20 protein-coding genes are annotated in these 13,953 nt (G+C 69.2%); 6 read left to right on the top strand and 14 right to left on the bottom strand.

The window, feature by feature from the left end:
- Window positions 1-115 precede the first annotated feature (115 nt).
- Both AB8735_RS35850 and AB8735_RS35845 read left to right on the top strand, forming a co-directional pair.
- A complete protein-coding gene (locus AB8735_RS35850; RefSeq protein WP_372412039.1) occupies window positions 116-637 on the top strand; it encodes a helix-turn-helix domain-containing protein in 522 nt (173 codons plus the stop codon).
- The gene (locus tag AB8735_RS35845; RefSeq protein ID WP_372412047.1) at window positions 601-1,128 is read left to right on the top strand and encodes a transposase; all 528 of its coding nucleotides are present in this window, start codon (window positions 601-603) and stop codon (window positions 1,126-1,128) included. The genes AB8735_RS35850 and AB8735_RS35845 overlap by 37 nt, the downstream gene beginning before the upstream one ends.
- On the opposite strand, the gene AB8735_RS35840 is transcribed toward AB8735_RS35845, so the two are convergent.
- The 4 genes from AB8735_RS35840 to AB8735_RS35825 all read right to left on the bottom strand — a co-directional run bounded on the left by AB8735_RS35840 (window position 1,129) and on the right by AB8735_RS35825 (window position 3,223).
- A complete protein-coding gene (locus AB8735_RS35840) occupies window positions 1,129-2,049 on the bottom strand; it encodes an IS3 family transposase (protein WP_372404936.1) in 921 nt (306 codons plus the stop codon).
- Window positions 2,046-2,354 (bottom strand): transposase, encoded by a 309-nt coding sequence (locus tag AB8735_RS35835; RefSeq protein WP_372404934.1) that lies wholly within the window; start codon window positions 2,352-2,354, stop codon window positions 2,046-2,048. The genes AB8735_RS35840 and AB8735_RS35835 overlap by 4 nt, the downstream gene beginning before the upstream one ends.
- Before the next feature lie 330 nt (window positions 2,355-2,684).
- Window positions 2,685-2,915 carry a hypothetical protein gene (locus tag AB8735_RS35830; protein WP_372412046.1) on the bottom strand — a complete coding sequence of 77 codons (231 nt, stop codon included), beginning with the start codon at window positions 2,913-2,915 and terminating at the stop codon, window positions 2,685-2,687.
- Window positions 2,912-3,223, bottom strand: a complete 312-nt coding sequence (locus tag AB8735_RS35825) for a hypothetical protein (RefSeq protein WP_372412045.1) — start codon at window positions 3,221-3,223, stop codon at window positions 2,912-2,914. Before AB8735_RS35825 ends, AB8735_RS35830 begins: the two co-directional genes overlap by 4 nt.
- A gap of 393 nt (window positions 3,224-3,616) precedes the next feature.
- Between AB8735_RS35825 and AB8735_RS35820 the strand changes: the two genes are divergently transcribed.
- Both AB8735_RS35820 and AB8735_RS35815 read left to right on the top strand, forming a co-directional pair.
- Entirely contained in the window at window positions 3,617-3,925 is a 309-nt protein-coding gene (locus AB8735_RS35820; RefSeq protein WP_372404934.1) for a transposase, read from the top strand.
- A complete protein-coding gene (locus AB8735_RS35815; RefSeq protein ID WP_372404936.1) occupies window positions 3,922-4,842 on the top strand; it encodes an IS3 family transposase in 921 nt (306 codons plus the stop codon). Before AB8735_RS35820 ends, AB8735_RS35815 begins: the two co-directional genes overlap by 4 nt.
- 28 nt (window positions 4,843-4,870) lie before the next feature.
- Here AB8735_RS35815 and AB8735_RS35810 read toward each other — a convergent pair whose 3' ends face one another.
- The 4 genes from AB8735_RS35810 to AB8735_RS35795 all read right to left on the bottom strand — a co-directional run bounded on the left by AB8735_RS35810 (window position 4,871) and on the right by AB8735_RS35795 (window position 9,544).
- A complete protein-coding gene (locus AB8735_RS35810; protein WP_372412043.1) occupies window positions 4,871-6,028 on the bottom strand; it encodes a helix-turn-helix domain-containing protein in 1,158 nt (385 codons plus the stop codon).
- A 304-nt stretch (window positions 6,029-6,332) separates the two neighbouring features.
- Entirely contained in the window at window positions 6,333-6,998 is a 666-nt protein-coding gene (locus AB8735_RS35805; RefSeq protein ID WP_372412446.1) for an HAD-IA family hydrolase, read from the bottom strand.
- A 237-nt stretch (window positions 6,999-7,235) separates the two neighbouring features.
- On the bottom strand, window positions 7,236-8,135 hold the full coding sequence (locus AB8735_RS35800; protein ID WP_372412042.1) for a ParA family protein: 900 nt from the start codon (window positions 8,133-8,135) through the stop codon (window positions 7,236-7,238).
- Window positions 8,132-9,544, bottom strand: coding sequence for a ParB/RepB/Spo0J family partition protein (locus tag AB8735_RS35795; RefSeq protein ID WP_372412041.1), 1,413 nt, complete (start codon window positions 9,542-9,544; stop codon window positions 8,132-8,134). Before AB8735_RS35795 ends, AB8735_RS35800 begins: the two co-directional genes overlap by 4 nt.
- A gap of 303 nt (window positions 9,545-9,847) precedes the next feature.
- Between AB8735_RS35795 and AB8735_RS35790 the strand changes: the two genes are divergently transcribed.
- Window positions 9,848-10,369: a helix-turn-helix domain-containing protein gene (locus AB8735_RS35790; RefSeq protein WP_372412039.1), complete on the top strand. Its 522-nt coding sequence runs from the start codon at window positions 9,848-9,850 to the stop codon at window positions 10,367-10,369.
- Window positions 10,333-10,962 (top strand): transposase, encoded by a 630-nt coding sequence (locus AB8735_RS35785; protein ID WP_372412038.1) that lies wholly within the window; start codon window positions 10,333-10,335, stop codon window positions 10,960-10,962. The genes AB8735_RS35790 and AB8735_RS35785 overlap by 37 nt, the downstream gene beginning before the upstream one ends.
- A gap of 165 nt (window positions 10,963-11,127) precedes the next feature.
- Here AB8735_RS35785 and AB8735_RS35780 read toward each other — a convergent pair whose 3' ends face one another.
- The 6 genes from AB8735_RS35780 to AB8735_RS35755 form a co-directional block, all read right to left on the bottom strand.
- On the bottom strand, window positions 11,128-11,799 hold the full coding sequence (locus tag AB8735_RS35780) for a hypothetical protein (protein WP_372412037.1): 672 nt from the start codon (window positions 11,797-11,799) through the stop codon (window positions 11,128-11,130).
- Between the two features lie 73 nt (window positions 11,800-11,872).
- Entirely contained in the window at window positions 11,873-12,325 is a 453-nt protein-coding gene (locus AB8735_RS35775; RefSeq protein ID WP_372412036.1) for a hypothetical protein, read from the bottom strand.
- The gene (locus AB8735_RS35770; RefSeq protein WP_372412035.1) at window positions 12,322-13,008 is read right to left on the bottom strand and encodes a GGDEF domain-containing protein; all 687 of its coding nucleotides are present in this window, start codon (window positions 13,006-13,008) and stop codon (window positions 12,322-12,324) included. The genes AB8735_RS35775 and AB8735_RS35770 overlap by 4 nt, the downstream gene beginning before the upstream one ends.
- A gap of 90 nt (window positions 13,009-13,098) precedes the next feature.
- A complete protein-coding gene (locus tag AB8735_RS35765) occupies window positions 13,099-13,389 on the bottom strand; it encodes a hypothetical protein (protein ID WP_372412034.1) in 291 nt (96 codons plus the stop codon).
- Between the two features lie 99 nt (window positions 13,390-13,488).
- Window positions 13,489-13,794 carry a hypothetical protein gene (locus tag AB8735_RS35760; RefSeq protein ID WP_372412033.1) on the bottom strand — a complete coding sequence of 102 codons (306 nt, stop codon included), beginning with the start codon at window positions 13,792-13,794 and terminating at the stop codon, window positions 13,489-13,491.
- A 13-nt stretch (window positions 13,795-13,807) separates the two neighbouring features.
- Entirely contained in the window at window positions 13,808-13,951 is a 144-nt protein-coding gene (locus AB8735_RS35755) for a hypothetical protein (protein ID WP_372412032.1), read from the bottom strand.
- Window positions 13,952-13,953 lie beyond the last annotated feature (2 nt).

Here is a 13,953-nt window from a genome sequence, read left to right as displayed (position 1 = left end):
CAGCCGGCGCGCAGAGCGGCAGGGCCAACGGCGCCGGATCGGCGCCGGTCTCGTCTAAGCGGTCTTGGTGATTTGCGGTGTGGCTTGGGTAGATGGCATGGCAGGAGGGGCTGCCATGGCGATGAAGCCACTGCGGGTGGAGCTGTCGCCGACGCAAGTTGCCGGGTTGCGGCGGCGGTTGAGGGCACGGGACCTGACGGTCAACGAGCGGATGCGGCTGGAGTGCGTGCGCCTGTCGGCGAGGGGCTGGACGGTGCCCAAGATCGCGCCGGTCGTCGAGAAGCACGAGGTCACGGTGCGAAAAGCACTGCACCGGTTCCTCGACGGGGGCTTCGATTCCCTGGCTGACGCACCGCGCGCGGGCCGTCCGCCACGCTGGAAGCGCGAGGACCTGGACGCGCTGGAGGCGATGCTCGACGCCGCGGCGGAGGCGGGGACGACGTGGACACTGCCCGCACTGGCCGAGTGGCTGCGCCGCGAGCGCCGGGTGGACATCGACTCGTCCTGGCTGTCGGTCCTGCTGCACCGGGACGGCTTCCGCTGGAAACGCACCCGCGACAGCCTGCGGCACAAGGCCGACCCGGCCCTCCAGGCCGCCGCGTGGGAGCGGCTGGAGGGTTTACGGCTGTACGGCTGAGGGCCGAAGCGGGCGAGGAGGACCTGTACTTCCTGGACGAGTCGGGGTTCTCCCCGACTCTCCCGACCGGTTTCACCTGGGCCCGCACCGGGGTACGTCCCGTCGTCAGGCGCGAGGACACCAAGAACCGCCGGGTCAACGTGCTCGGCGCCCTCAGCGGAACCGGACCGGACCCCGAACTGGTCTGGACTGCCGTTGACCACAGGATCGACGCGCGGATGGTCCTCGACTTCGTCTGCCGGCGGATCGCCCGCATGCCCGACGGCGCGGACCAGCTCGCCGGCCCGCCGTCCACCTGGCGGCGGCACCGGCCGTGCACGGTCGTCATGGACAACGCCCAGATCCACCACGCCAGGCTCTTCAAGGGACGACGCGAGGAGCTGGAAGCCATAGGGGTCCACCTGTTCTACCTCCCTCCCAGGTCACCGGAGCTGAACCACATCGAGCGCGTGTGGCGCTCTGAGGTTCCCCCGCTGCGTGAGAGTTGCTGATCAGCAGGTCGGGACGGGTTGATGGGTGTTCAGGTTCGCTGGTTCGGCCGTCGCCTGGTCGGTGTAGTGCTTCTCCTCGAACTCGATCGGGCTGAGGTAGCCGAGCCGTTCTTGGATGCGGCGGGGGTTATAGAAACCGTCGATGTACTCGAAGAGCGCGAGGTTCGCCTCGGCACGTGTGGCGAAGGTGCGGCCGCGCAGGCCCTCGGTCTTGATCAGCATCCACAGATTTTCCGCGAGGGCGTTATCGTACGAGTCCCCCACGGACCCCATGGACGCCTCAATTCCCGCCCGCACCAACCGGGTCGTGAGCTTGATGGACGTGTATTGACAGCCGTGATCGGCGTGGTGAATGAGCTTGCCCGGCTCGACCTCGCGGGACGAGAGGGCGTACTCGAGGGTGGTCAGCACCAGGTCCGCATCGGCGCGGGCGGAGGTCTCCCAGGCGACCACCCGGCGGGAGAACGCGTCGCGGATCGCCGAGAGCCACAGCGGCCCCTCGCCGGTCGGAACCATTGTGAGGTCGGTGACCCACAGCCGGTTCGGCGCGGGTGCGGTGAAGTCCCGGTTGACCAGGTCCGGGGCCAAGGTGGCCTTCGGGTCCCGGCGCGTGAAGCCGCTCTTGCGGCGTGGGCTCACGCCCGCAAGACCGTCCTCGCGCATCAGCCGTTCGACCCGCTTGCGGCCCACGCGGACGCCCTCCCGTTTGAGGACGGCGTGCACCCGCGGCGAGCCGTAGATCCCGCCGGAGTCGGCGTGGATCGTGCGGATCTGCTCGGTCAGCTCGACGTCCCGGCGGCGCCGTTCGCACGGCTCCTTCTCCGCGCGGCGCCAGCGGTAGTAAGTGGCGGAAGGGATGTGGAGCTCCCGGAGTACGCACTCGACCCCCAGGCGGGGATGCTCGTCAACGAGCGCCGTCACCTGGGCCGGGTCGGGTCGAGTTGCGCCGCGAAAAACGCCGAGGCCGTCCGCAGCACGTCGTTGGCCCGCTTGAGCTGGGCGTTCTCCTTGCGCAGGGCCGTGAGCTCGGCCCGCTCGTCGGTGGTGAGCCGGTCGTCGCGCTCGCCGGCATCGGCCTCGGCCTGGCGGATCCAGCCGCGCAGGGCCTCCGGATGCACGCCGAGGTCGACGGCCAGTTTCTTGATCTGCGGCCTCGGGTCGGAGGTGCGGTACATCCGCACCGCACGCTCACGCAACTCCAGCGGATATCTTCTCGGGGCAGCCATGGTCGAAGGTCCTCTCATGAGTCCCATCTGACCCTCTGTCAACTGACTCCGCATCTCGGGGGAAGCTCACTCGGTGAAGTACGAGGACATGCCAGTCCGCGCCTACACCAGCACCGCCACGCTGCACGCTGCCGTCGACCAAACCATGACACGACGAGCCACAGCACTGGCACCAAACACAACGCACTTACTCAAGACCGCTTAGGAGCGCGCCGCCGTGACCATCCAGGATCACGGCGACGGGCACGCCGAGGGCGATGGAAGCCAGAGCGAGGAAGGCCCTGGCAGGGTGTGCGGTATCGATGGCGTCGTCACGGGCATGCCGGGCGCTCACCGATTTGCCGCCGTGATCCGGTCCACGGGGGCGGTCCATTCCCGTCCACCGTGCTCGGGGGCCAGCCAGGCCCGTGTCACCATGCGCGACCGGCCGCCGGGGCCCTCGACCTGCTCAGGAGCTACCGCGCGCAGAACCCCGGTGCGGTCGGTGGCGGTATCCACGACGAGGCGGCCGAGCAGTGGGTGTGCCTGGTGCCCAAGTCCGAGATCCTGCTGGGCGCTCACCGGTCTCCGCCTTCCCGGCGGGCCATCTCGGCGGCCTCGCGCTCCTCAGTCCTCTTCCGCAACGCGTCCCGCCGCTTGTCGATCGTCTGCTCCAACTGGAGGTGGAGGAGCTCGACTTGGCCGGAGGTAAGGACTAGGACGGCCTCGGCGCTCGTTCCGTCCCGGAAGCGGACCCGTACGGGCAATGCGGCCTGACTGGCCCTGTCGTCGTAGACGACGTCCCTCTTCAACGGCTCGACGTGGGAGACGAACACCGGGGTCCGGGTCGGGGTCGGGTTGCTGGTCTGGGTAGTTACGGTCGGGCTCATCGAGGAGGTTCCTCTGCGTGGGTGTGATGGCGACGGACCGCCGACTCATCACCACATCTCCGGCAGCCCGCCGCGCTGTGTAGGGCGCCGCCCGGGGCCCCAGGGGAGCGCAGGGCTCCAGCCCCGGGCGGCCTCACCCGAGCAAACCGCGCTGGGCACGCCCGGGGAACGGGCACGGTTGGTGCTGCTGAGATCGCTGTCGGCGAGGTGATGCGCCGCGCATCACTTCCCAGGCGGCTACGCGGCCAGGACGTTCATGTGCCGGGCGAGCGGAGCCAGGCCCGGAAGTCGGCGGCGGCCCTTGGACTCCTGGATCTGGCGGACTGAGCTTCCCCCGAGATGCGGAGTCAGTTGACAGAGGGTCAGATGGGACTCATGAGAGGACCTTCGACCATGGCTGCCCCGAGAAGATATCCGCTGGAGTTGCGTGAGCGTGCGGTGCGGATGTACCGCACCTCCGACCCGAGGCCGCAGATCAAGAAACTGGCCGTCGACCTCGGCGTGCATCCGGAGGCCCTGCGCGGCTGGATCCGCCAGGCCGAGGCCGATGCCGGCGAGCGCGACGACCGGCTCACCACCGACGAGCGGGCCGAGCTCACGGCCCTGCGCAAGGAGAACGCCCAGCTCAAGCGGGCCAACGACGTGCTGCGGACGGCCTCGGCGTTTTTCGCGGCGCAACTCGACCCGACCCGGCCCAGGTGACGGCGCTCGTTGACGAGCATCCCCGCCTGGGGGTCGAGTGCGTACTCCGGGAGCTCCACATCCCTTCCGCCACTTACTACCGCTGGCGCCGCGCGGAGAAGGAGCCGTGCGAACGGCGCCGCCGGGACGTCGAGCTGACCGAGCAGATCCGCACGATCCACGCCGACTCCGGCGGGATCTACGGCTCGCCGCGGGTGCACGCCGTCCTCAAACGGGAGGGCGTCCGCGTGGGCCGCAAGCGGGTCGAACGGCTGATGCGCGAGGACGGTCTTGCGGGCGTGAGCCCACGCCGCAAGAGCGGCTTCACGCGCCGGGACCCGAAGGCCACCTTGGCCCCGGACCTGGTCAACCGGGACTTCACCGCACCCGCGCCGAACCGGCTGTGGGTCACCGACCTCACAATGGTTCCGACCGGCGAGGGGCCGCTGTGGCTCTCGGCGATCCGCGACGCGTTCTCCCGCCGGGTGGTCGCCTGGGAGACCTCCGCCCGCGCCGATGCGGACCTGGTGCTGACCACCCTCGAGTACGCCCTCTCGTCCCGCGAGGTCGAGCCGGGCAAGCTCATTCACCACGCCGATCACGGCTGTCAATACACGTCCATCAAGCTCACGACCCGGTTGGTGCGGGCGGGAATTGAGGCGTCCATGGGGTCCGTGGGGGACTCGTACGATAACGCCCTCGCGGAAAATCTGTGGATGCTGATCAAGACCGAGGGCCTGCGCGGCCGCACCTTCGCCACACGTGCCGAGGCGAACCTCGCGCTCTTCGAGTACATCGACGGTTTCTATAACCCCCGCCGCATCCAAGAACGGCTCGGCTACCTCAGCCCGATCGAGTTCGAGGAGAAGCACTACACCGACCAGGCGACGGCCGAACCAGCGAACCTGAACACCCATCAACCCGTCCCGACCTGCTGATCAGCAACTCTCACGCAGCGGGGGAACCTCAGACAACCTCGCGGGCGTGGACCTGGTAGCGCATCCACTCCGGCGCCATCGCGTGCACCTTCGCCAGCGTGCGCACCGCCTCGGCGTACCGGCCCTGCCAGGTATGGGCCTGGGCCACGTCCAGCAAGTGCCGGCCCCGGGCGACCGGAGGAATGCGCCGGGTCGGTGGCACCTGCCGGGCCAGGCGCAGGGCCTCGTCCGGATTCTCCTCGGCCATGGCCAGCTCGACGCCGACCATGGTCACCAGCGAGGGGCCGAAGGCCGCGTGGTGGGCCCCGTTGACCAGATCGGTGGCGTCGGCGTCCACGATGGCCGTGCACCGCCTGGCGGTGGCCAGCAGCTCGTGGGCGGTGGCGTAGTCCTCCAGGCGGGCGGCCGCCGTCATCGCCGACAGCTTCAGCCGCCCGTACATCCGCACCGCCGGGTAGTGCTCCCGGATAAAACGCACTCGGAGTTGGTCGGCGGCGGTGGTCGCCACCGTGGCCACCATCTCGTTCTCCTGCTGGCGCATCAGCACCCACGCCAAGGCGTTGAACGCCCCGGCGATCAGCACCGCGTCGTCAGTGCCCTGTGCGGCCAGCAGGGACCGCTCCACCGCTGTGCGGGCCAGGTCGTCCTGGCCTAGGTGTACCGCCCCCCACGCGGCGGCCTGGTAGCCGCGGGCGAGCGCGGCACGGGCCGAGCGCCGCTCGTCGCCCCGCAGCTCCTCAGCCGCTGCCCGGGCTGCGGCCAGGAACGCCGGCAGGCCACCCATCATCTCCGACAGGGCGCCGTCCCAGTACCGCTGCCAGGCCACCTCGACCTCGCCTCGCAGGTCCGCGGCGGTCAGCGTGCCCGCCTCCTGCTCGGCCAGCTGCAAACCTGGCAGGGTCTCCAACGGGTGGACCGCCCGTCGCAGCGCGCGGATGCCGTCCTCTTTGGGGGCGTCGTCCTGGTGGAGGGTCTGGCGCTGCCCGAGCAGGATGGACGGCTTCACGTCCAGAGCCCGGGCAAGCTTGGCGAGGGTGCCCATCAAGGCGGTGGTCCGCGCGTTGCGTTCCAGGCCCCGGATAGTCGGCAGGCCCACGCCCGACCTTCCGGCCAGTTCCCGCTGGGTCAGGCCAGCCTGACTGCGCAGGCGGGCGAGGTTGTCGCCGATCGTCGGTTCCGTGCTCACCACAGGGCTCCCCTGGAATTGCGATCCCGTACCCGGACGGTACCCGCCCCGGCACATCCCTCGAACCGGAACCCGGTCACATCTTCGGACCGCGAAGGCAGCCCCAGCGGAGAATGCGCGCGTCCGCTGGCACCGAGGACGCATCGCGGGCGACGTATCGAAGGTGGGCTCGTCCGCGTCGTCGATACCTCTCCCCCACCGTGTCAGCTCTGTGGCTTCGGCAGCGTGTTGACGGCGCCGATCGTCTCCCCGGTCGCGCCGAGGCATACGTCTTCCGCTCAGGTGGACCAACCCCACCGCCGCTTCAAGCGGTACAGCCAGCGTCGATCCCCAGCAACGTCTCCACGCGCGCCGCGGCCCCGCTTCCCGGCTGAGCAAGCACCGTAGTCATGCCGGCCTCGCGGGCAGGGGCCAGGTTCCACTCGTAGTCGTCGACGAACACGCACTCCTCGCCCGGCAGGTCCAGGCGCTCCAGCACCGTCCGGTAGATCGCGAGGTCCGGCTTGGCGACCCGCTCGCGTTCGGAGATCACCGTCACGTCGAACAGCTCCCACACGCCCAGGGCCTCGTACGGGTTGTAGGGGTGCAGGCCGAAGCTGTTCGAGAGCATCGCGACCTTGTACCCGGCCTTACGGGCCGCCCGCGCCACGGCCACCATGTCGGCGGCCGGTTCGACGTCGGCCCACACCCGGCCCATCAAGTTCTCATGCTGTTCGAGCCCGAGCAGCAGCGCGGTCTCCCGGTTCCACTCCTCCTGGGTGAGCGCCCCGACCTCGAGCTGCTCGTACAGGCTGCGACCAACCGGGTCGTCGCCGAGGGTGTACCACCATGCACCGGGATCGAGCCCCTCGCTCATACACCAGGCACGGTGAACAGGGCGGAGGTCTGCTGTCAGCACCCCCGCAAAGTCCAAGACGAGCCCTCGAAATCGGCTGTGGCGACCGTTGTAGCTCTCACCCGTGTGCGGCATGCCCATACTGTCCCCCTCCGATGCGTGGCTCACTGGGACGATATCGACAGTGTCCGGACCATCTAGGCAGCGCAGGAAGACTCGGGCCAATGCCCGGTAAGACGCGTAGACAGGTTCCCCTTGGCATCCGCGCCCCACCTGCCCCGACCACCAGGAACAGAAGGGCCGGTTCCTCATTGAGGGGAACCGGCCCTTCTGTTCCGCGAGGTGTACGCGCGGCGTTTCCATTGGAAACGGTCAGGCTGCTCGCTCGGTGAAGCCGAGGTGGGTCATCACCTTGCGATAGTCCACGGAGGGGTTGCTGTTCGGCAGGAGGACCGGCAGCGGGCACTCGTCCTCATACAGCTTCTTCGCGTCGGCCGAGTACCGCACGTACGGAAGCAGGATCGAGCCGTACAAGGCTTCGGCTTGCTCGGCAGCGCGGCGGGCGGCAGCTTCCTTGTAGGTCTTGGTCGGCGTTCCGGTGAGGAGCATGTGATTGAGCGTGGGGCGGCCGGGTACGGAGCGGCGGTTACGGTTCTTGTCCCGTACTCGCTCCAGCTCCTCGATGAGTCCCTGAACCAGGCGGACGTCTTTCGGGTCGGCCTTGACCGAGGGGATCACGGAGTCGTCCTCGTCCATCATGCGCAGGACGGAGTAGGGCATCCTGCCGTAGCTCGCGGGGAAGTCCATGTAGAACACGGTGTCGTCGCCCTCGTAGGCATGGAGGATCTCGGCGAACCAGTCGTTGCGGTCCGGGTCCTCTGCGATGGCGGTGTCCGCGCCGGCCATGGCCGAACTGCTGGGCACGACCCGGAGGTTCGGGATGGGGGCGAACGCGTCGTCGTCGTAGCCCTCACCGATGCGGTAGCGAGCAGGCAGGGCGACCTCGTCCAGCGTCGCGCCGCCGTAGATCAGGTCGAGCGAGGTCTTCTTGCCCTTGAGCGCGGTCTTGTCGTAGCCGAGGACGAGCGAGGACGACATGTTGCTGTCCAGGTCGAAGACGACCCCGGGGTACTCGCGCAGGGCCGCGGTGACGGCCATCGAGGTCACGCTGGTGGTCTTCGAGGAGCCGCCGCACTCGATCACGTAGGACCAGATGAGGGGCCAGCTACGGCCCTTGGGGCGGAAGCGGCGGTTGAGAGCAGTGGCGGTCATCGGGCTCCTCCTGCGGCGACCAGGCCGAGTTCCTTCTTCTCCCACTCGGTCTGTGGTTCGTAGTCGGCGTGCTTCTGGAGGATGCTGAGGTGGTGGATCTCGCGGCTGGTCCAGGTCTGGCGTCGGGCAACCGTGCGGAGTTCTGCAGCGGCCAGGGCACTCGCGAAGGCGGCAAGGCGCTGCAGGGCGATATCGCCTGACTCCTGCACGGCGCCGAAGTAGGCCAGGGCGTCGGTGGCGTCGATGCCGTGGCGGTCGACTTCACGCAGCCAGACGAAGGCACGCTGCTGTGCAGCGGACTGTTGCTGCGGGGCGAGCAGGGTGGCGGTGAGCACGCTGAGGAGCAGTTCGTGGGTCGCTGCGTCGTCCGTGTCGACGGTCTCGATGAGGAGGCGACAGGCGGTATCCCGGGCTGCTGCTGCAGCCCGGCGGTCGGACTCATCCTTCCCCGCGAGCGACTTGCTCTGCTTCGGCTTGCGCTGGGCTGGCGGGCTGCCCGCAGCGTTTCCATTGGAAACGGCTTCTTCGTTCGGCAGCGATGTCGTGTTGTCGGCCTCAACCTCGCCGTTTCCATTGGAAACGGCGAGGTGGTTCGCCGATGACGCCTCGGTGGCGGCCACATCTCCGCCGCCGGCGTTTCCATTGGAAACGGTGACATCATCGAGGGCCTCATCGACCTGGCGTTGGCGGGCCAGGACCTGGGCATGGGCTTCTGCAGGTCGCGCGCCGCCGAGTACGAGGGCGAGGTAGTCCCGCTGGTCCCCGCTGTCCAGCTTCTGAGCCTTCTCGGCAGAGCTGACCTTCAGCCTCCCGTCTCGCAGCGCCTGCTGCACCTCCGGAGCGAGGTCGAGCAGCTTGACGCGCTTCCAGACAGTGCCCTTGGAGATGGCGCCGTCAGCGGTCTCGCCGACCTTCTCGGCGATCTGCTCGTAGGAGAAGCCCGACTCGCGGAGCGCGTGGTAGTGCTCGGCTTCTTCCAGCGGGCTGAGCTGAGCACGCCTCAGGTTCTCGATCAGGGTGATGAGACGGGCGTCCTCCACCTTGTCGTCGCGCAGCACGCTGGGGATGGTCTTCCATCCCAACTGCTCGATTGCGCGCCAGCGGTGCTCGCCGAAGAGGATCACGTTCGGTGCGGTGATCTTGTCGGCAGTGTCCGGGTAGGTCTGGAGCCAGACCTCGGCGCGGATATGCGCGATGTTCTGCAGGAGGCCGACTTCACTGATGGTCGCGGCGAGCTCGGGCACCCCCTTCATCTCCCGCTTGTTGAACGGGTTGGGGCACAAGGTCGCGGGATCCAGATCCAAGGTGTCGCCGCTGCGGTCCTTGTCTGTGTAGAGGACCTCCTCGGGCGCAACCTGAGGGGTGGACTTGGTGCTTTTGCGCTTGGGCCGCGGGAGCGCGCCTGCCATTGATTCTCCAGGACTGCGATCAGAAGTACGGCCTGAGAGTAGCGTTTCCAATGGAAACGTCGCCTCTCGGCGTCACCAGAACCTGTCTTCGCGTCGCCGACCAAGCATCATAAATCGGGGCAATACCCCTGGCCGAGCGGGCGTTTCCATTGGAAACGGGGCCCTGAAACACGAGATGGGTCCGGTTCATCCCCACCTTCGGGAGACGAACCGGACCCATCGTCTGCGAGGTCAGCAAGTACCTAAGCGGTCTTGGTGATTTGCGGTGTGGCTTGGGTAGATGGCATGGCAGGAGGGGCTGCCATGGCGATGAAGCCACTGCGGGTGGAGCTGTCGCCGACGCAAGTTGCCGGGTTGCGGCGGCGGTTGAGGGCACGGGACCTGACGGTCAACGAGCGGATGCGGCTGGAGTGCGTGCGCCTGTCGGCGAGGGGCTGGACGGTGCCCAAGATCGCGCCGGTCGTCGAGAAGCACGAGGTCACGGTGCGAAAAGCACTGCACCGGTTCCTCGACGGGGGCTTCGATTCCCTGGCTGACGCACCGCGCGCGGGCCGTCCGCCACGCTGGAAGCGCGAGGACCTGGACGCGCTGGAGGCGATGCTCGACGCCGCGGCGGAGGCGGGGACGACGTGGACACTGCCCGCACTGGCCGAGTGGCTGCGCCGCGAGCGCCGGGTGGACATCGACTCGTCCTGGCTGTCGGTCCTGCTGCACCGGGACGGCTTCCGCTGGAAACGCACCCGCGACAGCCTGCGGCACAAGGCCGACCCGGCCCTCCAGGCCGCCGCGTGGGAGCGGCTGGAGGGTTTACGGCTGTACGGCTGAGGGCCGAAGCGGGCGAGGAGGACCTGTACTTCCTGGACGAGTCGGGGTTCTCCCCGACTCTCCCGACCGGTTTCACCTGGGCCCGCACCGGGGTACGTCCCGTCGTCAGGCGCGAGGACACCAAGAACCGCCGGGTCAACGTGCTCGGCGCCCTCAGCGGAACCGGACCGGACCCCGAACTGGTCTGGACTGCCGTTGACCACAGGATCGACGCGCGGATGGTCCTCGACTTCGTCTGCCGGCGGATCGCCCGCATGCCCGACGGCGCGGACCAGCTCGCCGGCCCGCCGTCCACCTGGCGGCGGCACCGGCCGTGCACGGTCGTCATGGACAACGCCCAGATCCACCACGCCAGGCTCTTCAAGGGACGACGCGAGGAGCTGGAAGCCATAGGGGTCCACCTGTTCTACCTCCCTCCCAGGTCACCGGAGCTGAACCACATCGAGCGCGTGTGGCGCTCGGTGAAGTACGAGGACATGCCAGTCCGCGCCTACACCAGCACCGCCACGCTGCACGCTGCCGTCGACCAAGCCATGACACGACGAGCCACAGCACTGGCACCAAACACAACGCACTTACTCAAGACCGCTTAGCCGCTTGTCAGGAGGCCAGCGGAGCCCGGACCTTCGGGGTGAGGCACGGCCGGCCCTATCGGGCCTCTCACTCCATTCTGCATCTGCTGCAGGGGCACCCCGAGTGATGCTGGTCGAGACGTGGATACGGGGGAAGGGCGTACGGGGGCCGGGGCGGTCATGCACTCATCCCGCGATGGCGTCGGCGAGGAGTACCGCGATGTCGACGTCCTGCGGGTCGATATAGCTGTCATGGTCGCTGACGTCGAACACCGCATCGTTCGCGGTGACGGTAAAGCCGGGGACGACGAGGGCGGCGCGGCCTTCCAGTTCGGTGTTGAAGCCGTCGGCGTCGCGGGAGGCAAGCCAGGTCTGGGTGTAGGGGCCGAGGCGGAGCACCGCGTAGCCGGTGCCGTCGGCACGGCGGGCTTCGACATCGACGCCGTAGTGGGCGGAGGGCATGCCGATGTCGTCGGGGAGGGGCAGGTGCGCGGCGGCGTGGGTGAGCATCGTGTAGGCCCGCTGCCAGGTTCCGAGGATCGCGGTCGTCTCGCAGCGCAGCCATCCTCGGTCGGTGTAGCCGAGCTGGCGGCCGTGGAGGTAGGCCGCGGCGTGCGGGGTGTCGGGGTGGACCAGGGCGACGGCGATCATCTCGGTGCCGTGGTCGTCGCCGGGGCGTGGGTGCGCGCGCTCGACGAACGGTCCGACCCGGACGGCGATGTCCTGGGAGCAGCCTGGCGTCCAGGGCTGGGGATCGCGCACGGCGGTGAGCATGGCGCGAAAGTCGTCGACGGTGGCTTGGTCGTCGGGGGAGAGGATGCCGGGCGCGCGGCCGGGGCGGCGGAAGAGGCGCTTCATCGGGTGGGCTCCTGCTTGCGGGCGGGGTGGGGCCAGGGGAGGACACGGTCGCGGTCGTCCTGCGGGGTGCTGCTCATGGTGTGGCCTCCGGGCGGAGGTGCGGGAGCTGGAGGAGGATCTGGTCGACGAGGTCCTGGGTCGGCTTCCAGGCGCCGAGCGCGCCCTTCGCGGGCACGGGCAGGGCGAGCTCCTGGACGTCGGCGAGGACCAGGTGATGGGCGTCGCGCTGTGCCCAGGGGCTGGTGCACAGCGCAGAGCCTTCGTCCTGGTGGCAGTCAGTCAGGCGGGCGACGCCGATGACCGCACCGCGGTGCAGCTCGCGGCCGCGGATCGCGGTGGCGACCAGCGGGTCGTGCAGCACGGTGCGCTCGAGGGTCTGCCCCGCGTGCAGCAGGACCCAGCTGCGCCATGTCCAGGGCTTGGGCCGGTTTTCCGGGTTCTTCCCGGCGAGGACGCAGGTGGCCCAGGGCTGTCGGATCGTGATGCCCCGGATCCAGTCGCCGCCCTCGAGTTCGGCGGCGGTCACGCGGCCCTCGCCACGGTGTGGGTGCCGAGCCGCCCGGCGCGGCGTCCGTTGATGCTCGGGGCGTCGGCGTGCTCGATGTTGGCCTGGATGACGGTTCCGGTGTGCTTGCCGGCGTACATCGCGGCGTCGGCGGCGCGCATCAGCCGTGACCGGTCCCGGGTGCCGATGACGTCCGCGGAGGCAGCACCGACCGAGACGGCGACGGGCACGGTGTGGCCGTCGCCGGTGGGGACCGGCTCGTGCAGGGCCTGGTTGAGCTGGTCGAGACGGACGGTGCGGCGACCGGGGCCGACCCAGGCGGCGATGATGAACTCGTCTCCGCCGTCGCCTCCGAGCCGTCCGACGACGCCGCGGCTGCCCGCCCACTGAATGATCCGGGCGGCCGTGGTCGCCAGGACCAGGTCGCCGACGGCGTGGCCGTAGTCGTCGTTGAACCGCTTGAAGTGGTCGATGTCGCGGACGAGGACCAGGGCGTTGTCGCCGTAGCGGTTGATGAACCGTTGCACCTGCGGTTCCCAGCTTTCGCGGCGCAGGGCGCCGGTGAGCGGGTCGCGGCCTGCGGCGGCCAGGCGGCGGTGCAGTGCCACGGCGTGGACGGTCCAGCCGGTCAGCGGGACCGCGACCGTGGTCAGGAACAGGGCGCACTGCGCGAAGCGGGCCTGTGCGTGGGTGTTGGAGGCCATACTGGTGGCTCCCTCTCGTCTCATGCGGGATGGGTGGGCCCGGGGCGGCCGACTGGTTTTCCGGCCTTTGGCGGCCGTCCCGGGGCGAATTCAGATCAGACTGTTGGGGTTGATCCACGCCTTCGTGGTGGCCTTGTGCCAGTCCATGACCCAGTCGGGGCGCAGACCGTGAACGGCCCATCCGTCGCTGGAGTCGTCCGGGACTGCGCGGCCGGCGGACACGTACTGCACGGCCCTGTCGTAGGCGTTGTGCGCGGCCGCCAGGGCCTCACCGGGTCCGGTGGCACGGCCGGTGAGGACGTGATGACCGCGCTTTGCCTGGTCCGTTGAGTGGTGTATCGGGACGTCGACCTCGTAGTACCGCAGGCGCATGACGTCCATCTCCCTTCGTCGTGTTCGTGGTTGAGGGGCCACTGCGACCGCCCCGGCCCGGCGGTGCGGGTCCGGGGCGGCACAGAGTGCGCTCAACTCGGGCGGGGATCAGCTGGCCGTCTGGATGCCGTCGCGCAGGTGGGTGCGTGCCCAGGCCAGAAGCGAACGCTGGTCGCCGTCCGGGCTGGTGAGTGCGTCGGTGAGGTAGGTGAGGGCGGAGTCCAGTTCCTCACTGGCGTCCTGCCAGTGGCCGAGGCTGGACGTGGCGAGGACGTCGCGGACTTCTTCGACCAGGTCGATGAAGTCGTTCGGGGTGACGCCGCGCTGCGGCGGGCCGCCGATGAGGGCGGCGAGGTCGGTGGCGAAGCAGTCGCGCAGCGCGGCGAAGGTGTCGGTCCTGGTCTGGACGGTCATGCGGATCTCCTAGTCAGAGGTCGAGCCGGATCGTGATGGGGATGCGCGGGTCACCGGCGTTGGTGTGGACGGTGCGGCGGTGGGCGGTGAGGCCGGCGGCCCCGACCCTGGATGGGCAGGTGGCAGTCCGGGCAGCCGTGGAACCAGTCGTCGCCATCG

Origin of the sequence: Streptomyces luteireticuli (genome assembly GCF_041519305.1) — a bacterium.
Classification (GTDB): Bacteria; Actinomycetota; Actinomycetes; order Streptomycetales; family Streptomycetaceae; genus Streptomyces; species Streptomyces luteireticuli.
The sequence above is the reverse complement of the archived record's forward strand: the minus strand, read 5'-3'. Positions and strand labels throughout refer to the sequence as shown.